The sequence below is a fragment of the Mesorhizobium sp. B4-1-3 genome (assembly GCF_006439355.1).
In the GTDB taxonomy this organism is placed as follows: Bacteria; Pseudomonadota; Alphaproteobacteria; order Rhizobiales; family Rhizobiaceae; genus Mesorhizobium.
In genome coordinates this window covers 1-20651 of the sequence record NZ_VFTG01000044.1, presented here as the reverse complement: position 1 = coordinate 20651, position 20651 = coordinate 1, and the positions used below count along the sequence as shown (strand labels likewise).

Annotated in this window: 23 protein-coding genes; 18 read left to right on the top strand and 5 right to left on the bottom strand. The window is 64.4% G+C overall.

The genetic code is table 11. The annotated features are described in order from the left end of the window. Positions 1-175: 175 nt before the first annotated feature. The 9 genes from glyA to FJW06_RS29005 all read left to right on the top strand — a co-directional run bounded on the left by glyA (position 176) and on the right by FJW06_RS29005 (position 8042). On the top strand, positions 176-1489 hold the full coding sequence (glyA, locus tag FJW06_RS29045; protein WP_140756966.1) for a serine hydroxymethyltransferase: 1314 nt from the start codon (positions 176-178) through the stop codon (positions 1487-1489). Between the two features lie 77 nt (positions 1490-1566). After that, complete coding sequence (locus FJW06_RS29040) at positions 1567-2145, top strand: hypothetical protein (RefSeq protein WP_246674921.1); 579 nt, start codon at positions 1567-1569, stop codon at positions 2143-2145. A gap of 213 nt (positions 2146-2358) precedes the next feature. Beyond that, a complete protein-coding gene (gene nrdR, locus FJW06_RS29035) occupies positions 2359-2838 on the top strand; it encodes a transcriptional regulator NrdR (protein WP_140756964.1) in 480 nt (159 codons plus the stop codon). Between the two features lie 2 nt (positions 2839-2840). Beyond that, positions 2841-3971 carry a bifunctional diaminohydroxyphosphoribosylaminopyrimidine deaminase/5-amino-6-(5-phosphoribosylamino)uracil reductase RibD gene (ribD, locus tag FJW06_RS29030; protein WP_181178655.1) on the top strand — a complete coding sequence of 377 codons (1131 nt, stop codon included), beginning with the start codon at positions 2841-2843 and terminating at the stop codon, positions 3969-3971. Next, complete coding sequence (locus FJW06_RS29025) at positions 3971-4588, top strand: riboflavin synthase (protein WP_140756962.1); 618 nt, start codon at positions 3971-3973, stop codon at positions 4586-4588. The genes ribD and FJW06_RS29025 overlap by 1 nt, the downstream gene beginning before the upstream one ends. 123 nt (positions 4589-4711) lie before the next feature. Continuing rightward, a complete protein-coding gene (locus tag FJW06_RS29020) occupies positions 4712-5701 on the top strand; it encodes a methyltransferase (RefSeq protein WP_140756960.1) in 990 nt (329 codons plus the stop codon). A 138-nt stretch (positions 5702-5839) separates the two neighbouring features. Next, the gene (gene ribH / locus FJW06_RS29015) at positions 5840-6334 is read left to right on the top strand and encodes a 6,7-dimethyl-8-ribityllumazine synthase (RefSeq protein ID WP_140756958.1); all 495 of its coding nucleotides are present in this window, start codon (positions 5840-5842) and stop codon (positions 6332-6334) included. Further along, positions 6331-6825 carry a transcription antitermination factor NusB gene (gene nusB, locus FJW06_RS29010; RefSeq protein WP_140756956.1) on the top strand — a complete coding sequence of 165 codons (495 nt, stop codon included), beginning with the start codon at positions 6331-6333 and terminating at the stop codon, positions 6823-6825. Before ribH ends, nusB begins: the two co-directional genes overlap by 4 nt. Further along, positions 6822-8042 carry an MFS transporter gene (locus tag FJW06_RS29005; protein ID WP_246674919.1) on the top strand — a complete coding sequence of 407 codons (1221 nt, stop codon included), beginning with the start codon at positions 6822-6824 and terminating at the stop codon, positions 8040-8042. Before nusB ends, FJW06_RS29005 begins: the two co-directional genes overlap by 4 nt. 54 nt (positions 8043-8096) lie before the next feature. Here FJW06_RS29005 and FJW06_RS29000 read toward each other — a convergent pair whose 3' ends face one another. Next, positions 8097-8669: an NADPH-dependent FMN reductase gene (locus FJW06_RS29000; RefSeq protein WP_140756955.1), complete on the bottom strand. Its 573-nt coding sequence runs from the start codon at positions 8667-8669 to the stop codon at positions 8097-8099. A gap of 236 nt (positions 8670-8905) precedes the next feature. On the opposite strand from FJW06_RS29000, the gene FJW06_RS28995 reads away from it, so the two are divergent. The 4 genes from FJW06_RS28995 to FJW06_RS28980 are packed head-to-tail and all read left to right on the top strand — an operon-like array spanning position 8906 to position 12711. Further along, a complete protein-coding gene (locus FJW06_RS28995; RefSeq protein ID WP_140756953.1) occupies positions 8906-9817 on the top strand; it encodes an ABC transporter substrate-binding protein in 912 nt (303 codons plus the stop codon). 52 nt (positions 9818-9869) lie between these two features. Next, positions 9870-11033: an ABC transporter permease gene (locus tag FJW06_RS28990; RefSeq protein ID WP_140756951.1), complete on the top strand. Its 1164-nt coding sequence runs from the start codon at positions 9870-9872 to the stop codon at positions 11031-11033. After that, positions 11030-11965, top strand: coding sequence for an ABC transporter ATP-binding protein (locus FJW06_RS28985; RefSeq protein WP_140756949.1), 936 nt, complete (start codon positions 11030-11032; stop codon positions 11963-11965). Before FJW06_RS28990 ends, FJW06_RS28985 begins: the two co-directional genes overlap by 4 nt. After that, positions 11962-12711: an ABC transporter permease gene (locus FJW06_RS28980; protein WP_140756947.1), complete on the top strand. Its 750-nt coding sequence runs from the start codon at positions 11962-11964 to the stop codon at positions 12709-12711. The genes FJW06_RS28985 and FJW06_RS28980 overlap by 4 nt, the downstream gene beginning before the upstream one ends. Before the next feature lie 30 nt (positions 12712-12741). Here the strand turns inward: FJW06_RS28980 and FJW06_RS30345 are convergent, their stop codons facing one another. Continuing rightward, entirely contained in the window at positions 12742-12900 is a 159-nt protein-coding gene (locus tag FJW06_RS30345) for a hypothetical protein (RefSeq protein ID WP_181178654.1), read from the bottom strand. 60 nt (positions 12901-12960) lie between these two features. On the opposite strand from FJW06_RS30345, the gene FJW06_RS28975 reads away from it, so the two are divergent. Next, entirely contained in the window at positions 12961-15102 is a 2142-nt protein-coding gene (locus FJW06_RS28975) for a sodium-translocating pyrophosphatase (protein WP_140756945.1), read from the top strand. Between the two features lie 98 nt (positions 15103-15200). On the opposite strand, the gene FJW06_RS28970 is transcribed toward FJW06_RS28975, so the two are convergent. The 3 genes from FJW06_RS28970 to FJW06_RS28960 form a co-directional block, all read right to left on the bottom strand. After that, the gene (locus FJW06_RS28970; RefSeq protein ID WP_140756944.1) at positions 15201-16190 is read right to left on the bottom strand and encodes a glycosyltransferase family 2 protein; all 990 of its coding nucleotides are present in this window, start codon (positions 16188-16190) and stop codon (positions 15201-15203) included. Position 16191: 1 nt separating this feature from the next. Next, on the bottom strand, positions 16192-16737 hold the full coding sequence (locus FJW06_RS28965; RefSeq protein WP_246674917.1) for a dTDP-4-dehydrorhamnose 3,5-epimerase family protein: 546 nt from the start codon (positions 16735-16737) through the stop codon (positions 16192-16194). A 130-nt stretch (positions 16738-16867) separates the two neighbouring features. Continuing rightward, positions 16868-17392, bottom strand: coding sequence for an outer membrane protein assembly factor BamE (locus tag FJW06_RS28960; RefSeq protein ID WP_140756942.1), 525 nt, complete (start codon positions 17390-17392; stop codon positions 16868-16870). A 117-nt stretch (positions 17393-17509) separates the two neighbouring features. Here FJW06_RS28960 and FJW06_RS28955 point away from each other — a divergent pair, with 117 nt between their 5' ends. The 4 genes from FJW06_RS28955 to FJW06_RS28940 form a co-directional block, all read left to right on the top strand. Continuing rightward, positions 17510-18052, top strand: a complete 543-nt coding sequence (locus tag FJW06_RS28955; protein WP_140756940.1) for a ubiquinol-cytochrome C chaperone family protein — start codon at positions 17510-17512, stop codon at positions 18050-18052. A gap of 11 nt (positions 18053-18063) precedes the next feature. Beyond that, a complete protein-coding gene (locus FJW06_RS28950) occupies positions 18064-18612 on the top strand; it encodes a YceD family protein (RefSeq protein ID WP_140756938.1) in 549 nt (182 codons plus the stop codon). A 130-nt stretch (positions 18613-18742) separates the two neighbouring features. Next, entirely contained in the window at positions 18743-19813 is a 1071-nt protein-coding gene (gene plsX, locus FJW06_RS28945; protein WP_140756936.1) for a phosphate acyltransferase PlsX, read from the top strand. A 9-nt stretch (positions 19814-19822) separates the two neighbouring features. Next, positions 19823-20651 (top strand): beta-ketoacyl-ACP synthase III (locus tag FJW06_RS28940; protein ID WP_140756934.1); only part of this gene is annotated, 829 nt, incomplete at its 3' end.

The window sequence follows — 20651 nt, the reverse complement described above, 5'->3', positions numbered from 1 at the left end:
AAAGAGGTAGAGCGGTTCGCCGTTTCCGTGAAACGATGAACCGCTATACAACCGGGGTGCGCTGTCTTGGCGCAAACCGGCCAGCAAATTTCGCGCCGCAAACGTGGCGGCCCGAAAACAACTGTGTTAATGCGCGGCGACCTCGCAGACCTCCGGCCCCAAGGGAAAGCAAGCCATGTCAAATGCAGCGGCAGCCTCCAGCACATTCGAATCCTTCTTCGAGACCACGCTTGCCGACGCCGATCCGGAAATCTTCGGCGCCATCCGCAACGAGCTGGGCCGCCAGCGTCATGAGATCGAGCTGATCGCCTCCGAAAACATCGTGTCGCGCGCCGTGCTCGAAGCACAGGGCTCGATCATGACCAACAAATATGCCGAGGGCTATCCGGGCAAGCGCTACTATGGCGGCTGCCAATTCGTCGACGTGGCCGAGGAACTGGCCATCGAGCGCGCGAAGAAGCTGTTCGGCTGCAACTTCGCCAATGTCCAGCCGAACTCGGGCAGCCAGATGAACCAGGCGGTGTTCCTGGCGCTGCTTCAGCCCGGCGACACCTTCATGGGCCTCGACCTCAATTCGGGCGGCCATCTCACGCACGGCTCGCCGGTCAATATGAGCGGCAAATGGTTCAAGGTCGTGTCCTACGGCGTGCGCAAGGACAATCACCTGCTTGACATGGATGCCATCGAGAAAACCGCGCATGAGACCAGGCCTAAGCTGATCCTGGCCGGCGGCACCGCCTATTCGCGCATCTGGGACTGGAAGCGGTTCCGCGAGATCGCCGATTCGATCGGCGCCTATCTCATGGTCGACATGGCGCATATCGCCGGTCTGGTCGCCGGCGGCATGCACCCGTCGCCGCTGCCTCATGCCCATGTCGTGACCACGACGACGCACAAGTCGCTGCGCGGCCCGCGTGGCGGCATGATCCTGTGCAACGACGAGGAAATCGCCAAGAAGATGAATTCGGCCGTGTTCCCGGGGTTGCAGGGCGGTCCGCTGATGCACGTGATCGCCGCCAAGGCGGTGGCGCTCGGTGAGGCGCTGAAGCCGAGCTTCAAGACCTATGCCGAAAGCATTGTCGCCAACGCCAAGGCGCTGGCGTCCAGCCTGCAGGAGACCGGCCTCGACATCGTCTCGGGCGGTACCGACAACCATCTGATGCTGGTCGACCTGCGTCCGAAGAACGCCACCGGCAAGCGCGCCGAAGCGGCGCTCGGCCGCGCCAACATCACCTGCAACAAGAACGGCATTCCGTTCGATCCGGAAAAGCCGTTCGTGACGTCGGGCGTGCGCCTCGGCACGCCGGCCGGCACCACGCGCGGGTTCGGCCAGGCCGAATTCCGCGAGATCGGCAAACTGATCGCCGAGGTGCTGGACGGTCTGAAGGTGGCGAATTCCGACGAGGGCAACGCGGCGGTCGAGGCCGCGGTGAAGGCCAAGGTCACGGCGCTGACCGTTCGCTTCCCGCTGTACCCCTATCTCGGTTGACCGGGGGCTGCGCGTCATCTTTTATCCTTGCGCTTCGCGCCGCCCCTGATCGGACGGCGCGGCTTACTGGAGACTTGATGATGCGCACTTCCCGCTTTGCCACCTTGGCCCTGTTTGGCTCGTTGACCGCTTCCGCCGCGGTCGCCCAGGAGCAGACGAACGCCGACTTGCCCGCCACCAACACGTTCGGCAGGTGGACCACCATCATCGATACGCTCGATACCGGGCAGGACGCACACAAGACCTGCGCCGCCTCGACGGCTTTCGTCGACGGCAGCGGCAATGCCGGATCCCTGACGCTGTCGATCTCGACCGGCGACGCGCTGCCGCCGGAGGCGTACCCGGCCATCATGTTTATTATCGACAACAAGACCCTGCCGACCGGCGACAAGATCGCCGCGACCTTCGGCGACCCCGGCGTGAAGGTTGCCGCGACGGTAAGCTCCAACGCCGCCGCCGGCGGTCGTCCCAGCTGGATGGTCGACAGTGAGGCCAAGACCAGCCTCGCCTTGCTGCGCGCCATGCGCAAGGTCACCTCGCTCGATGTGACCTTCGGCAAACAGAAGGTCACCAGCATTCCGATGGACGGCTTCACCAAGGCCTATCGCAATCTCGGAACGTCCTGCGGTTTCTCGACCAAGGACGTCGCGCCCTGACACCTGTCGGCCAGCGGGGTGGGGCGCTGGCAATCTTGCTTATGCCTCGCTATCTCTGAGGCATAAAAGGCTCTAAGCCTTTCGCCCATCAGAGCGAGATGACGCTTTCTTGAATCGCCGTCTCACTCTAAGATTTTGTTTTTGAAGCATGATCTTCTCCGAAAAGTCTGCAACTTTCGGGATCATGCCTGAATCGCGAACCCAAGGCTCTCCATGCGCTGTCCCTATTGCCAATCCGAAGATACGCAGGTGAAGGATTCGCGTCCCGCCGAGGACGGTGCGGCGATCCGCAGGCGGCGGGTATGCCCCGATTGCGGCGGCCGTTTTACGACTTTCGAGCGCGTCCAGCTGCGCGACCTCGTCGTCATCAAGAAGTCCGGCCGCAAGGTGCCTTTCGACCGCGACAAGCTGCTGCGCTCCGTCGAGATCGCCGTGCGCAAGCGCAATGTCGACCCTGAGCGCATCGACCGCGCCGTCACCGGCATCGTGCGCCAGCTCGAAAGCTCCGGCGAAACCGAGATTGCTTCGGGCGAGGTCGGCCGGCTGGTCATGGATGCGCTGAAATCGCTGGACGACGTCGCCTATGTCCGCTTCGCCTCGGTCTATCGCAATTTCCGCGAGGCCAAGGATTTTCACGAGTTGCTGGGCGAATTGAAGGGCGACGAGGAAAAGACTGAAGAGGACGCCGGCTGATCATGGCGCGACCGCGACTGGACCAGGCCGCGCAGGCGGCCCTTGATCGTCGTTTCATGGCCGCGGCCATCAGGCTGTCGCGGCGCAACGCCGGCCGCACGTCCACCAACCCTTCCGTCGGCACCATCATCGTGCGCGACGACGGCGCCGGCCCGATGATCGTCGGCACCGGAGTGACCGCCGTCGGCGGTCGCCCGCATGCCGAGACCGAGGCGCTGGCCGAGGCCGGGGAGCTCGCCCGCGGTGCCACCGCTTACGTTACCTTGGAGCCTTGTGCCCATCACGGCCGCACGCCGCCTTGCGCCAACGCGCTGGTCAATGCCGGCGTAACGCGCGTCGTTGGTGCTGCCAGCGATCCCGACCCGCGCGTCTCCGGCAAGGGCTACGCCATCCTGCGCGCCGCCGGTCTCGAGGTGGTGGAGAAGGTGCTGGCCGCCGAGGCCGCCGAGCAGATGGCCGGTTACCTGACTCGCTCCCTGAGGAAGCGCCCGGAAGTAACGCTGAAGCTAGCGCTTTCGAGCGACGGCAAGATCGGCCGCAAAGGCGCCGGCCAGGTCGCCATCACGGGCGAGATCGCGCGGCGCGATGTCTATCTGATGCGCGCCGAGTCCGACGCCATCCTGGTCGGCATCGGCACCGCCCTCGAGGACGATCCGGCGCTGACCGTGCGCCTGCCGGGACTGGAGAACCGCTCGCCGGCGCGCATCATCCTCGACCGGCAGATCCGGTTGCCGGAGTCATCCAAGCTGGTGTCCGGCGTCGACCGCGTGCCGCTCTATGTCGCCGCTTGCCTGGAAGCCGACCCGCATCGGCGGGCCGCGCTCGAACGGGCCGGCGTGCGCTTCATCGGCACCGAAACCCATGACGGCGTCGTCGCTTTGCCGGAATTGCTGGAAGACCTTGCCGCGCTTGGCATGGCGAGTGTGCTTGTCGAAGGCGGCGCCAGGGTGGCCAAGGCCTTCCTCGAGGAGGGCCTGGTCGACCGCATTGTCCTCTTCCAAGGGCCGGACGCTGTCGGTGAAGACGGTATTGCGTCGCCGGTCGACGCCGACCATATCCCGGCTGGATTTCGTAAACTGCGTGACATGCGCTTCGGCGAGGACAGCTACGCCGAGTGGATAAGGGACCTTTGATGTTTACTGGCATCGTTACCGACATTGGCACGGTAGCCGCTGTGAAGCCGCTCGCCGAAGGCATCGGCCTACGCATTGACACCGTCTATGATCCAGAAACGATCGCGATAGGCGCTTCGATCTCCTGTGGCGGCGTCTGCCTCACCGTCACGGCGCTTCCCGAGCAAGGCTCGAACGCGCGCTGGTTCGAGGTCGAGGCCTGGGAGGAGGCGCTGAGGCTGACCACCGCCTCGAGCTGGAAATCCGGCACCCGGATCAACCTCGAACGGGCGCTGAAGATCGGTGACGAACTCGGCGGCCACATCGTCTCCGGCCATGTCGACGGCACCGCCGAGATCGTGGAGCGCAAGGAGGAGGGCGATGCCGTGCGCTTCACCCTGGAGGCGCCGCGCCATCTGGCGAAGTTCATCGCGCCCAAGGGGTCGGTCGCGCTCGATGGCACATCGCTCACCGTCAACAAAGTCGAAGGCACCCGCTTCGACGTGCTTCTCATCCATCACTCACTGAGCGTCACCACCTGGGGCGAGCGCCAGGCCGGCGACCGCGTCAACATCGAGATCGACACCATGGCCCGCTACGCCGCGCGCCTGGCGGATGCGGCGAAAGAGGGACTTTGAACTCGGTCAGGCGGTTACAGGGAGGCGATCACACAAACGGGTCCTAAAGTAGCTCCAGCGCGGCTTCCCGCTTCACTTCTGCCCAGACCCCACGTAAGCTTTCTGCTGGTGGAGGGGAAAGCCATGAGCAGCCCATCGCAACAAGCGGCGAAGCTTGGCTTCGGATTTGCGGTGTCACAGGCGCTGCGGGTTGTTATCGAACTCGGTATTCCCGATCTTCTGGTTTCCGGCGAGCAGTCGGTTGAAGACTTGGCGGCCGCCACGAAGGCGGATGCGGAGCCGCTCTATCGCGTGATGCGGCTTTTGGCACCGGAGGGCGTCTTCACCGAAAATCCCCCTCGTCATTTTGCCTTGACCGAGGTCGGCGCGGCGCTTCGTTCCGATCGGCCCGGACCGCGTGACTTCATCCGGATGATCAACAGCGAAGCCTATCTCGCCTTCGAGCAGCTTCTGCATTCCGTCCGCACGGGAAAGCCGGCCTTCGACAAGGTATTCGGAAGCCCGAGATTCGATTGGCTTTCGGCCCACCCGGAACAGGCTGCCCTGTTTCAGCGCGCCATGGTTGCCTTGAGCCAAGGCACCAACGAGGCGGTCGCCGACGCCTATGATTTCAGCCGATACACACGGGTCGTCGATGTCGGCGGCGGGCATGGACAGCTCCTTTCGGCCATCCTCGCCCGCAATCCCCATTTGAGCGGCGTTCTGCTCGATCTGCCGCCCGGGGTGGCGGCGGCGCGCCGGGGCGCTGGCGGCGATCTGCCGCGCACCGACTTCGTCGCAGGCAACTTCTTCGAGAATGTCCCGGTTGGCGATATCTACGTGATCAAGAAGGTCATCCACGACTGGAACGATGAACGTGCGGGGCTGATCCTGCGACGTTGCCGCGAGGCCATGCCAGCGCATGGCAGGGTGCTCGTGGCCGAAACACTCGTCCCTCCTGGCGACGAGCCGGATCAGATCAAGGCCATCGACGTGGTCATGCTTGCGGTCACCGGCGGCCTGGAGCGGACGGAGGCCCAATATGCCAGGCTGTTCGAGGGCGCGGGACTGAAGCTCGAGCGGGTTATCGGCACCCGGGCAGCGATCTCGATCATCGAGGCTGCCCCTGCCTAGCCAGGAACGTGCTGAGAGAGAGCGCCGCGCGGGACCCGAATCCGTCGAGAGACGCAGCGTCGGCTTCGGTTCGGCAATCTTGTGCTTGCGATCAACCCCGCTTCGGCCTAAGTCACCGGCAACCCCCCGGAGACTTTTATGGCTGGCACATCCCAACACGGCAAAGCGTTCATTCGCCCGAAGGCGAAGGCGCATCTGCTCATTGTCGAAGCGCGCTTTCACGACGATCTCGCCGACGCTCTGCTCGAAGGCGCGACCGGCGCGCTCGATGAGGCCGGCGCCACCTATGATGTGGTGACGGTTCCCGGTTCGCTCGAAATACCGGCCGTCATCACCTTCGCGCTCGATGGCGCCGCAGAAGGCGGCATCCATTATGACGGCTTCGTCGCGCTTGGCACCATCATTCGCGGCGATACCTATCATTTCGACATCGTCGCCAATGAATCGAGCCGCGCCCTGATGGACCTTTCGGTGCAGGAGGCGATCGCAATCGGCAACGGCATCCTTACCACGGAGAACGACGCGCAGGCATGGACGCGTGCGCGAAGGACGGAAGGCGACAAGGGCGGCTTCGCGGCGCGCGCGGCGCTGACCATGATCGCGCTCAAAGAGAAATTCGGAGCCCAATCGTGACCGAGCCTGCCTCGACCGGAGCGGTGCGCCACGCCAACAAGCGTGGGGCCGCCCGTCTTGCCGCCGTCCAAGCGCTCTATCAGATGGACGTGGCCGGCAGCGGCGTCTTCGAGATCACGGCCGAATACGAGACCTTCCGCCTAGGCAAGGAAGTCGATGGCGCGCTCTACCGCGAGGCCGACGCGCAATGGTTCCGCGCCATCCTGACCGGCGTCGTCGAGAACCAGAAGACCATCGATCCCATCATTCGCCAGGCGCTGACCGAGGACTGGCCGCTGTCGCGGCTGGATTCGACGCTGCGCGCCATCCTGCGCGCCGGCGTCTATGAGCTGATGAAGCGCGAGGATGTGCCGGTGGCCGTCATCGTCTCCGAATATGTCGACATTGCCAAGGCGTTCTACGAGGAAGACGAGCCGAAACTGGTCAACGCCGTCCTTGATCGCGTCTCGCGCCGGGTACGCGGCGAGGGACGTGGCAAGGACGCTTCGTGACGACCGCGACAGCGGCGATCGTCGAGACCGGCAGGGAAGGGCGCCGAACCGCCGTCCTGCTTGCCGCCGCGCAGGCGATTGTCGGATCGGCCGCGCCGATCGCCATTTCGCTAGGCGCGCTCGCGGGGCAATACCTGCTCGGACCCGACAAGTCGCTGGCGACGGCGCCGATCACAGGTTTCAATCTCGGCGTGGCGCTCGGCGCGTTGCCGGCTGCCGCCATCATCCGCAGCCTCGGTCATCGCGGCGGCTTCATGACCGGCACCGTGGTCACCGCATTCGGCGGCCTGATCGCGACCCTGGCGCTATTCCAGTCGAGCTTTTGGCTGTTCGCCTTCGGCCTGTGCGTCATCGGCGTCGGCGGCGCCTTCGTCCAGCAGTTCCGCTTCGCCGCTGCCGACAACGCGCCGCCGGAGTTCAAGGCGCGCGCCATCTCCTTCGTGCTGGCCGGCGGCATCATCACCGCCGTTCTCGGGCCCCAGATTGTGATCTACACGCGCGAATTGCTGGCCCCGGTGATGTTCGCGGGATCCTTCGCCTCGATCCTGCCGCTGGCGGCGGTCGGCGCGCTCATCCTGTCGTTCCTGCGTGTGCCGTCAAGGGCCAACACCGTCACTGAAACCGCTGCAAGCGATGCCCGCCCGCTGATCGAAATCGTTACCCAGCCGCGCTTCGTCGCGGCACTTTTCTGCACCGTCGGCAGTTACGCGCTGATGAGCTTCGTCATGACCGGCGCGCCGCTCGCGATGGTCGGCTGCGGCCTGTCGGAGGACAATGCCACGCTCGGCATTTCCTGGCACGTCATGGCCATGTTCGGACCGAGCTTCTTCACCGGGAGGCTGATCCATCGCTTCGGCGCCGAGCGCATCGTCGCCACCGGCCTTGTCCTGTTGATCGGCTGCGGCGCCGTGGCGCTTTCCGGTCTGGCCCTGTGGCAGTTCTGGACCGCGTTGATCCTGCTCGGCCTCGGCTGGAATTTCGGCTTCATCGGCGCAACCGCAATGGTCGCCGCCAGCTACCGGCCCTCCGAGAAGAGCAAGGTCCAAGGTTTCCACGACTTCGTCCTGTTCGGCTCCGTCGCATTCTCCTCGCTGATGTCAGGCGCGATCTACAACGCCTGGGGCTGGACCATGCTGAACTGGATCGTGTTCCCGGTCGTCCTGCTCTGCTTTGTCGCGCTCGGCACGTTGAAGTTGGTGGGCGCTCCCAAATTTTGAAGAAGGCGCCCGACCATCTTCCGGCCTCTTGAACACCTGCCTGAACGACCAGCATCAGGCATTCGGGGGAAGCACCTGTAGGACTCGCGCGATGAACATGTGGAACTCCTGCATGTAGTTGCGCAGGAATGTCTCTGTTGACGCCACCGTCACATCGCCATCGTCGGTGATGAGTCCCGGGGTGAACTGAATGTAGGCTTCGGGCGAGTTCATCTGGGGCGCGTTGCAGAAGCTGAGCACGCTGCGCAGGCTTTGCTGGGCGACGGCTGTCGCGATTGCGCCGGGTGAGGTTCCGATGACGGCAGTCGGTTTGCGGGCAAAAGAGTTCTTGCCGTACGGCCGGCTGGCCCAATCGATTGCGTTCTTCAGACCGCCGGGGATCGATCGGTTGTACTCCGGCGTGACGAAAAGCACCGCCTGGACGGACGCGATGGCTTTCTTGAACTCCAGGGCGACAGGCGGGAAGGCGGCGTCATAGTCATAGCTGTAGAGCGGCAGGTCCTTGAAGGGGATTTCCGTCATCTCAAGTTCCGGCGGCGCCAGTTTGACGAGAGCCTTCGCAAGCTTGCGGTTGATGGAGCCCTTGGCGAGGCTGCCGATGAGATAGCCGACTTTGTGCTTGGCCATGACACACTCCTGTTTTGGCCGCCGACCCGCCTTTCCCAATATTTCGCAAAATGGGGCAAGCCGCCAGCCGGCCTTAGGTCGGCATTGCGCTATGTCGAATGGAGCAGCGCTTTTGTCGGATCGAACAAAATTATTGCGCCTGTCCCCCTAGTTATGAAACCGTGTACTCCGACTGCCCGTTAAAGCCGTGCTCATATACAGCCACCGATCAATCGGTTCACAGCAAGGGATTCACAATGTTTTCAGTCGGAAAGCTCGCCGTAGCAGCCATTGCGCTCGGCCTTGCCACTGCCTCGGCCAGCGCCCAGGTGGTTGTCTCCTCAAAGATCGATACCGAAGGCGGCGTGCTAGGCAACATCATCCAGCTCGTGCTCAACGCCAACAACATCAAGACCACCGACCGCGTCCAGCTTGGTGCGACGCCTGTGGTGCGCAAGGCGATCACCGCCGGCGAGATCGACATCTATCCGGAATACACGGGCAACGCTGCCTTCTTCTTCCAGAAGGCCGACGATCCGGTCTGGAAGGATGCCGCCAAGGCCTACGAAACCGCCAAGAAGCTCGATTATGACGCCAACAAGATCGTCTGGCTGTCGCCGTCGCCTGCCAACAACACCTGGGCGATCGCGCTGCGCAAGGAGGTGGCCGACGAGAACAAGCTCGTCACGCTCTCGGACTTCGGCAAATACGTCTCGGGCGGCGGCAAGGTTGTGCTCGCTGCCTCCGCCGAGTTCGTCAATTCGGCGGCGGCGCTCCCGGCCTTTCAGACGACATACGGCTTCACGCTGAAACCGGACCAGCTGATCACACTCTCCGGTGGCGACACCGCGGCGACCATCGCGGCCGCCGCCAACCAGACCAACGGCGCCAACGCCGCCATGGTTTACGGCACCGACGGCGGCATCCAGCCCTCTGGCCTTGTCGTTCTCCAGGACGACAAGAACGTGCAGCCGGTCTACCAGCCGGCGCCGATCATCCGCGAGAAGGTGCTGAAGGAACATCCCGAGATCGAGGCGCTGCTGAAGCCGGTTTTCGCCAAGCTCGACCTTACCACGCTGCAACAGCTCAACGGCCGTGTGCAACTGGGTGGCGAGCCTGCCAAGGGGGTGGCGGAGGATTTCCTCAAGAAGAACGGCTTCTTGAAGTAAGGTGATCCCGGCGCGCCATGTTCGTGGCGAGCCGGCTCGATTGGGGACGATCGTGACCATCCGCTTCGACAAGCTCGGCGTCGTGATCGCCGCGATCGTCGCCTACGCTGCCTTGGCCGCGCCCTTTGCCACGTTCCGCGCCAACCGTATCGTGCCCGGACAGGCGCGCTCGATCCTCGAGGCCTTGCCATCGGCGCTTGGGATCCTGTTGCTGGCGATAGTGATCGCCGGCGGCATCGTCGCGCTGGTGAGGACGCCGCTCATCCTGAGGATGGTGGCCAGCCTGGTTGCGCTTGTCGCCCTCGTCATCCTGATCGGTGTCGCCGGCGGTTTTCTGACGCCCGACGGCAACACTTTCGCGCGTGTCGCGCCGGCCTCCGGTTTCTGGCTGCTCGCCTTCGCGTTTGTCCTGCTCCTGGCCGATGTGCTGACCAGGCTGAACCTGTCGCCCTTGGCGCGCATCGGCGTTCTTGCGGTCGCCGCGCTCGCCATCGGCGCGCTGCTCGTGTCGGGGCTTTGGGACAGCCTTTCCATCCTCAAGGAATATGCCAGCCGCGCCGACAGCTTCTGGACCGAAGCTTCCAAGCACGTCACGCTGGCGCTCGGCTCGCTGGCCGGGGCGGTCATCGTCGGCATACCGCTTGGCATTCTGTGCCACCGCGTCGAGCGGTTGCGGGATGGCGTCCTCAATGTGCTCAACATCATCCAGACCATTCCTTCGATCGCGCTCTTCGGCCTGCTGATCGCGCCGCTCGGCTGGGTCGCACTGCATGTGCCGGGTGCCGCCGCGGTCGGCATCAGGGGCATAGGAACCGCGCCCGCCTTTGTGGCGCTCTTCCTCTATTCGCTGCTGCCGGTGGTGGCGAACACCGTCGTCGGGCTGGCTGGTGTACCCCGTGCGGCCAATGACGCCGCGCGCGGCATGGGCATGACCGACCGACAGCGTCTGCTCGATGTCGAGTTCCCGCTTGCCTTTCCGGTGATCCTGGCGGGCATCCGCATCGTTCTGGTGCAGAACATCGGCCTCGCCACGATCGCGGCGCTGATCGGCGGCGGCGGCTTCGGCGTGTTCGTCTTCCAGGGCATTGGCCAGACGGCGATGGACTTGGTGCTGCTCGGCGCGGTGCCGACCGTGGCGCTGGCCTTCGCCGCGGCCATCATCCTCGACGCGATTATCGAAATGACCTCCACCAGGCGCAGGATAGACTCCGCATGATCGAGATCGAAGGTATCAGCAAGCGCTACAACGGAGCGGCCGTCGTCGACGATGTCTCGATGGTCATCGAGCCGCGCACCATCGCCGTCATCGTCGGCACCTCCGGCTCCGGCAAGACGACGCTGCTCAGGATGATCAACCGGCTTGTCGAGCCGACTTCGGGCGTCATCAAGATCGACGGCGCCGACAATCGCTCCCTGCCCGGATACGAGCTGCGCCGCAGCATCGGCTATGCCATCCAGGGCCACGGCCTTTTCCCGCACCGCACCGTGGCGCAGAACATCGCCACGGTGCCGGTGCTGCTCGGTTGGGGCAAGGACCGCATCAAGGCTCGTGTCGACGAGTTGATGACGCTCTACCAGCTTGATCCGCAGGCCTATGGTCCGCGCTACCCGCATGAGCTCTCCGGCGGTCAGCAGCAGCGCGTCGGCGTTGCCCGCGCGCTCGCCGCGGAACCCAACGTGCTTTTGATGGACGAGCCCTTCGGCGCGCTCGACCCGATCATACGCACGAAGGCGCAGGAGGATCTGCTGGCGATCCAGAAGCGCTTCGGCACCACCATCATCCTGGTCACGCACGACATGGAGGAGGCGGTGCATATGGGCGACAAGATCGCCGTCATGGACGCCGGCAAAGTGCTGCAATACGCCAAGCCGGCGGAGATCCTGGCGAGGCCCGCAAATGGCTTCGTCGAGACCCTGGTCGGCTCCAGCGAGCGGCCGTTCCGGCTGCTCTCGCTCGGCCGCGCGCGCGACGCCGTGGAGCCCGGTGGCGCAGAGGGCGAGGCGATCCCCGGCGACGCCAGCCAGCGCGACGCATTGGCCGAGCTTCTGTGGACGGGTCGCCCGGCGCTGCCGGTCAAGGACGGCAACGGCAAGCTCATCGGCCGCATCACCGTCGAAGGGCTGGTGAAGCGGGCGAGGCCGGCATGAAGGCCTGGCTGCCCGCGCTGCTGAGGTTGGCCGTGCTGGTGCTGCTGGTGGTCTTCATCACCAGCCCCAACTGGTTCGAGCCGCTGCTGAAACCGCTGACGGAAAATGGCGCGCCGGCGATCTACAACCAGGGCAGCCTTCTGACGCTGACCCTGCAGCATCTGCGCACCGTCCTGATCGCGACGGTGGCCGCGACGATCGTCGCGGTGGCGCTGGCCATCCTGGTCACCAGGCCGGCTGGCGCCGAGTTCCTGCCCTTGTCGCGCAGCCTGGTCAATATCGGCCAGACCTTCCCGCCGGTTGCCGTGCTGGCGCTTGCCGTGCCGGCCGTCGGCTTCGGCGAGAAGCCGACGCTGATCGCGCTCTTCCTCTATGGCCTGCTGCCGATCTTCGAGAACGCGCTGACGGCGCTCACCACGTTGCCCGGCAATGTGATGGAAGCGGCGCGCGGCGCCGGCATGACCGGCTGGCAAAGGCTGATGAAGGTCGAGCTGCCGCTGAGCGCTCCGGTGATCCTCGGCGGCATCCGGCTCTCGATGGTCATCAGCCTCGCCACCGCGACCATCGGCTCGACGGTTGCCGCCAAGACACTGGGCGAGGTCATCATCGCCGGCCTTATCTCCAACAACCTTGCCTTCGTTCTACAGGGCGGACTGATCGTCGCGGCGCTTGCTGTGCTGATCTATGATGGCTTGTCGGCAATCGAGCGCTACGCCGCGCGCCGCATGGGGCAGGGGGCGGAATAACGCTCCGCGGATCGACGAAGGTCCCCAGCGTCATTTCAATCGATCTAATCCTCGGCTTGCTCTGGCATAACGTTTACTGCCCTCTTCTTTTGGGCGAAAGCCGGGCAAAAACCGAACAATATCTTGACGTTCCAAGCCCTGTTTCGCATACACCCCAACCAAGGGGTGGAATCCGAGCGCGGTATCCATCTCCGTTCCAACGGCCCAGGGAGGGGTTCTTTTGGGCCAACAATCGAGGAAAATCCGGCAATGACCATCATTACCGCCGTCATCGCCTGCGGCTTGCTTTCAGTCCTTTACGCCATCTGGGCGACACGGTCGGTCCTTGCGTCCGATCAGGGCAATCAGCGCATGCAGGAAATCTCCGCAGCCATTCGCGAAGGCGCCCAGGCCTATCTGGCGCGTCAGTACACCACCATCGCCGTCGTCGGCATCGTCGTGCTCCTGCTTGCCTGGTGGCTGCTCTCCATCACCTCCGCGATCGGTTTCCTGATCGGCGCCGTGCTTTCGGGCGCCGCGGGCTTCATCGGCATGCATGTCTCGGTGCGTGCCAACGTGCGCACCGCGCAGGCCGCGTCCAACAGCCTCGCAGCCGGCCTCGACATCGCCTTCAAGTCCGGCGCCATCACCGGCCTGCTGGTTGCGGGCCTGGCGCTGCTCGGCGTCTCGATCTATTACGCCATCCTGACCGGCCCGATGGGCCTGCAGCCAAACGACCGCGTCGTCATCGACTCGCTGGTCTCGCTCGGCTTCGGCGCTTCGTTCATCTCGATCTTCGCCCGTCTCGGCGGCGGCATCTTCACCAAGGGCGCGGATGTCGGCGGCGACCTCGTCGGCAAGGTCGAGGCCGGCATTCCCGAAGACGATCCACGCAACCCGGCCACCATCGCCGACAATGTCGGCGACAATGTCGGCGACTGCGCCGGCATGGCCGCCGACCTGTTCGAGACCTATGCGGTCACCGTCGTCGCCACCATGGTGCTGGCCGCCATCTTCTTCGGCGGCACGGCCGCGCTGGGCGCGGCCATGCTCTATCCGCTGGCCATCTGCGGCGCCTGCATCCTGACCTCGATCGTCGGCACCTTCTTCGTCAAGCTTGGGTCCAACGGCTCGATCATGGGCGCGCTCTACAAAGGCCTGATCGTCACCGGACTGCTGTCGATCATCGGTCTTGCCGTCGCTACTTCCGCCACGATCGGCTGGGGCGAGGTCGGCACCGTCGGGGGCATCGCCGTCATCGGCAAGAACCTGTTCATCTGCGGCCTGATCGGCCTCTTGGTGACCGGTTTGATCGTGGTGATCACCGAATACTACACCGGCACCAACAAGCGTCCGGTGAACTCGATCGCCCAGGCGTCGGTGACCGGCCACGGCACCAACGTCATCCAAGGTCTCGCGGTCTCGCTGGAATCGACGGCGCTGCCGGCCATCGTCATCGTCGGCGGCATCATCGCCACCTACCAGCTCGGCGGTCTCTTCGGCACCGCGATCGCCGTGACCACCATGCTCGGCCTTGCCGGCATGATCGTGGCGCTCGACGCCTTCGGCCCGGTCACCGACAATGCCGGCGGCATCGCCGAAATGGCCGGCCTGCCGAAGGAAGTGCGCCACTCGACCGATGCGCTCGACGCCGTCGGCAACACCACCAAGGCCGTCACCAAGGGCTATGCCATCGGCTCGGCCGGCCTTGGCGCGCTGGTGCTGTTCGCGGCCTACTCGAACGATCTCCGGTTCTTTGCCGCCAATGGCGACAAATATCCCTACTTCCAGGGCATGGGCGAGATCTCCTTCGACCTCTCCAACCCGTATGTCGTCGCCGGCCTGATTTTCGGCGGCCTGATCCCCTATCTGTTCGGCGGCATCGCGATGACCGCCGTCGGCCGGGCCGCGGGCTCCATCGTCGAGGAAGTGCGCAAGCAGTTCCGCGAGGACAAGGGCATCATGGCCGGCACCTCGAAGCCGAACTACGCACGCGCCGTCGACATCCTGACCAGGGCGGCGATCCGGGAAATGATCGTCCCGTCGCTGCTGCCGGTGCTTGCGCCGCTCGTCGTCTATTTCGGCGTGCTGCTGATCTCCGGCTCCAAGGCCTCGGCCTTCGCGGCGCTCGGCGCCTCGCTGCTCGGCGTCATAGTCAACGGCCTCTTCGTCGCCATCTCGATGACCTCCGGCGGCGGCGCCTGGGACAACGCCAAGAAGTCGTTCGAGGATGGCTTCACCGACAAGGACGGCGTCAAGCACCTGAAGGGCTCCGACGCGCACAAGGCCTCGGTCACTGGCGACACCGTCGGCGATCCCTACAAGGACACCGCCGGCCCGGCCGTCAACCCGGCGATCAAGATCACCAACATCGTCGCGCTGCTCCTGCTCGCCGTGCTCGCGCACGGCTGATCGAAGCGGCTATTCCATGACAAAGCCCGCGGGAGCGATCCCGCGGGCTTTGTTTTTCGGCATGACATCCTTCATGCTTTCCGCCCCGGAGGGGGCACTCAACTGGCCTCTGGCCTTTCGCTGTCGTGGCGATAGTGGGCCAGCAACGCTTCGGCATCCGGTTCTCGTTCGGGCATTGGCGGTAAGCCGCGAGTCTGGCGCAGCATGGCAATGAACGCGCCGTGGCGAAATTGGCGGCGGAAGGAACGCGCTCGCGGATGTATGCCGAGGGCAGCCAGCAACCTGCGTTTGAGGTAGCGGAAGCGCTTGAGGGGCGCCGGTTCCTCGGCGTTGCCGAGAATCCTGACGCGCAACGCGTCTGGCGAACTCATCGCGTTCATCAGTTCTTCCTGCTCCTGCGCCGTATCACGCGCATAGCTGCCTTCGCGCTTGCCCGAATGGAGCATGAGCACGGTCAGATGCGGCATTGTCGCAATCACCGCACCCTTGCGCCATGCACGGAACAGCCAGTCCTGGGAACTCTCGCAGACGCACTGGCTGGCCGGGCGCCATGGCCCAAGCCTTGGCAGCGACGTTCTCCGGATCATTTGCGCGGAGCCGAAGCCGACTGTGGTGACCGGGTCATAGAAGCCGTTCCGCCCCGTACCCAGGATCATATGCCTGGAACCTTTGCTCGCGGCCGACTCGATGACCGCACCCCGGGTGATCACCACATCGGCGCCGGTGGCGTCGATCCAGCCGCTCATTGACGTCAGATGGTCGGGAAACCATAGGTCGTCATGGTTCAATATGGCAACGAAACGGCCGCGTGCTCTGGCAAAGCCGATATTGTTTGGCCCCGACTGCTCGCCGAAGTTCACGGGAAGATCGATATAGGAGATGCGGGCGTCGCCGAAAGCGGCAACCGTTGTCGCGGTGTCCGGCCGGCACGCGTCACCAATCACCATGGCTTCCCAGTCCTGCAGGGTCTGGCCGACGAGGCTCTTCAGCGTTTGATGCAGCACCGCCGGACGATTGTGCGTCGCTATCACGACCGAGACCAGCGGTTCGATCGGTCCGATCGCCGCGCCTTGACCGGGCTGTTCCACGCTACACCAGCTTGTAGGGGATCTGTTCGGTGTCCGGCGGCAGGCGCCAATGGTCGGGCGCGTCATAGGCATAGGCCTTGTCGACGAGGTTGAGGACCAAAGCAGTCTCCGGTCCGAGCGCGACGACACCGTGCCAGACGCCGGGCGGAATGACGACGATGGCGGGCCTGACCGCTCCGACAATCTTGTGCCAAACCGTGCCGAATGTCGGCGAGGCCTTGCGACCGTCGAACAGCGAGAGTCGAACGCTGCCCACCGAGCAAAAAAGCCGGTCGGTTGTGACGCCATGGGCATGCCATCCCGTCACCGCGCCCGGATAAAGCGTGCGCTGAAACACCTGTCCGACCGGAAGTCCGTCGAGATCCCATTCCTCGCGAAAAACCTCGGTGAGGTAGCCGGTCGAAGTCGCGACGGGTCGGATTTCCTTGAGCGCGACGCCGTCGATCGCCGGCGCTTCGACGACAAGCCAGTCAGGTGTCACGGTTTGCCGGTCTGGCGTGCCTGTCGCCATCCAACCTTGCGGCACAGTACGATCGCTGTTGCTCATGACCGTCCCCAATCCCCAGCAAATTGATAGGGGGATGCCGGAATATAAGCAAGTATGCGTCTGGCCGCGCCTAAACAAAACCCGCCGGCGAGGCGGCGGGGTTTGATTGTTCTGCAGGTCGTCGATAGACTTAAGGCGTACCGCCGCTGCCGCCGCCGGGGATGCCGGGCGCCAGCTTGCTGGCGCCGCTGATGATCTGGCTGAGGAAGTTCTGGTCCTTACCGCCGGTCGGCGTCGTCCTCGAGATGAAGTCGAAGACCTTGCCGTCCTTGAGACCGTAATTGGCGATCTGGGTGACACGGCCGTCCGCGCCGAAATAGACCGCCAGCACATGCTGGTCGACGATGCGGGGATTGTCGAAGGCGACGTAGCGTTTGCGTGTTTGCGAGATGTAGTAGAAGGCCTCGTTATCGAAGGTCGCCGTCGTCGACGGCGTTCCCAGCGCCAAAAGCACCTGTTCCCGGCTCGACCCGACCGGCACCGAATCGATCGCCTGCTGGTCGATGACGTAGCCCTTCGTCAGCGTCTGGCTTGGATGGAGATCGCCGAACATCTTGGACGAATTGCAGGCGGAAAGCGCTGATACCACGACCAGCAGCGAAGCCACGCCCACCGGGGCGGGCGCAAAGAACGACTTGAATTTCAGCGCACCCAACAACAATTCTCCATAACATCCCCGCAACTTGCGCTGGGCCGCAAAACCGGTAAACCAGCTTCGACGCCGATGCAACAAGGCCAAATCAAACAACAGGTCCCCGGGAGACCGCCCTCAATGTTCCAGCGCCTTTTTGGCCGCGAACGCAACGCCAACCGCGCTATCACCGACGCGCTCTACGCACGAATCGTGGCGGCGGCGCGGCAAACGGTGTTTTATTCGGACTGGAATGTGCCGGATACGCCGCTCGGCCGCTTCGAGATGCTGTCGCTGCACATGTATCTCGTTCAGCACCGGCTGCGTGGCGAGCAGGGCGTGGCCGCCGAGGTCGCGCAAGTGCTGATCGACGAGTTCTTCCTCGATGTCGAGCATTCGCTGCGTGAGCTCGGCATCAGCGATGTCGGCGTGCCCAAGCGCATGAAGAAGCTGGCAAAGATGTTTTACGGCCGCACGGCCGCTTATGACGAGGCGCTCGAAGCGAATGATCGGGTGGCGCTTGCGGCCGCACTCGCCCGCAACGTCAGGCCGGACGCCGGTTCCTGGCCGCAGGCGCCGCTGCTGGCGGACTATGTCGGCGGGGCCTCGCGGACGCTTGCCGCGCAGCCGACCGAATCGATCGTCGCCGGCGCCGCCGCGTTCCCGGTCGCCGGGGCCGCGTGAAGGAGGCCGTCATGAAAGACGTCGAATTGCGCAGCCCCGTGTCCTTTGTCGCCAATGTCGCGCGGCTGCCGCAAAGGGGCCTGCCTGTCCTGGTCGAGGCCGATGAGCGCCAACGCGCGGCACTGGCCGCCGAATATGACCTGCTTTCGGTCGAAAGCTATCGCGCCGAGCTGCTTGTGGCCTCCTGGAAGCGCAACGGCGTCAAGGTCACCGGTCGCGTCGAGGCCGACATCACGCAAGCCTGCATCGTTACCCTGGACCCGGTCGCCGCGCATATCGACGAGCCGGTCGAGGCGCTGTTTCTGCCCGAGCAGTCGAAGCTTGGGCGCGAGGGTTTCGAGGGCGGCGGCGAGATCATCCTCGACGCCGACGGACCGGACAGTCCGGAGACATTTTCCGGCGACACGATCGATGTCGGCGCGCTGGCAGAGCAGTTTTTCGGCTTGGCGATCGACCCTTATCCGCGCAAGGCGGATGCCTCACTCGACGTCGCCGGCGACAGTCCACCGGAAGAAAGCGAGTTCCAGAAAAAGCTGCGTTCGCTGCTCGGAAAATCCTGAGAGTGGCCGGGATTTTGGAAAAGTTGGTTGTGCGCAAGCGCAAAACCGCTATTTTCGCCGAACCTTCGCGAGCCCCCTTACCTAGGCAGGCGTCCGCCGCAAGCCAGGCAAACCGTGAGAAAAAGACTACGTGATCAGGATTTCCATCGATGCCATGGGCGGCGATCACGGACCGAGCGTGGTCATCCCGGCGCTGATGACCGTCGCCATCCGCCGTCCTGACATCCGCTTCGTCATCTACGGCCGCGAGGACGTGGTGCGTCCCGAGCTCGCCAAGTTCCCGAAACTCGGCGAGGTGAGCGAGTTCGTCCATTGCGAGATCGCCGTGCGCATGGACGACAAGCCGAGCCAGGCCCTGCGCCACGGCCGCTGGAAGTCGTCGATGTGGAAAGCCGTAGAGGCAGTCAAGAACGGCGGCGCGCAGGCCTGTATCTCGGCCGGCAACACCGGCGCGCTGATGGCCATGTCGAAATTCTGCCTGCGCACCATGGCCACCATCGACCGCCCGGCGATCGCGGCGCTTTGGCCCACGACGCGCGGCGAAAGTGTGGTGCTTGACGTCGGCGCCACCATCGGCGCCGATGCGCATCAGCTTATCGATTTCGCCATCCTGGGCACCGGCATGGCGCGCTCGGTGTTCGGTATCGAGCGCCCGAGCGTCGGCCTGCTCAATGTCGGCGTCGAGGAGATCAAAGGCCAGGAAGAGGTCAAGGAAGCCGGCCGCATGCTGCGCGAGGCCAACATGGCCTCCATGAATTATCGCGGCTTCGTCGAGGGCGACGACATCGGCAAGGGCACGGTCGACGTGGTGGTCACCGAGGGCTTTGCCGGCAACATCGCGCTCAAGACGGCAGAAGGCACGGCAAGGCAGATCGCCGGCTATCTACGCGCCGCCATGAGCCGCACGCTCATGGCCAAGATCGGCTATGTCTTCGCCAAGGGCGCCTTCGACAGGCTGCGCGAGAAGATGGACGTCGGTCGCTCCAATGGCGGCGTCTTCCTGGGGTTGAACGGCATCGTGGTGAAGAGCCATGGCGGTGCCGATTCGGATGGCTTCGCGGCGGCCATCGAGCTCGGCTACGACATGGTGCGCAACAATCTGCTTGACCGGATCGAGGCCGACCTCGATCTGTTCCATGCGCGCAACCCGACCGCGCAGGCAAACAGGAAATCCGGTGTCGCCGCCGACGCCGAGGAATAGGAACGAGCCTTGATCAGATCAGTCGTGCGCGGCAACGGTGCCGCGCTGCCCCGCCGCATCATGAAGAATGCCGACTTCGAAGGCATGGTCGAGACATCCGACGAATGGATCGTCCAGCGCACCGGCATTCGCCAGCGCCACGTCGCGGCCGACGACGAGACGACGGCCTCGCTCGGAGAAGCGGCGGCGCGCGCCGCGCTCGACAGCGCCGGCATGACGCCCGCCGATATCGACCTCATCATCCTGGCGACCTCGACGCCCAACAACACCTTCCCGGCGACGGCTGTCGAAATCCAGAACCGGCTCGGCATGCATCACGGCTTCGCCTTCGACATGCAGGCCGTGTGCTCGGGCTTCGTTTATGCCGTTGCGACTGCTGACCTTTACATCCGCGGCGGCCTCGCCAAACGCGTCCTGGTGATTGGCTCGGAAACATTCTCGCGCATCCTCGACTGGAACGATCGTTCGACCTGCGTTTTGTTCGGCGACGGCGCCGGCGCGCTGGTTCTCGAAGCGGAAGAGGGCGCCAGCGCGATCACCGATCGCGGCGTTCTGGCGGCCAGCCTGCGCTCGGACGGCGTGCACAAGGACAAGCTCTTCGTCGACGGCGGCCCCTCGACCACGGGAACCGTGGGCCATCTGAGGATGGAAGGCCGCGAAGTGTTCAAGCATGCGGTCGGCATGATCACAGACGTCATCGAGGCGACCTTCGGCGAGGCCGGTATAACGGCGCAGGATCTCGACTGGTTCGTGCCGCATCAGGCCAATAAACGGATTATTGACGCTTCCGCCAAGAAGCTCGGGATTGCCGAAGAGAAAGTGGTGGTCACCGTCGATC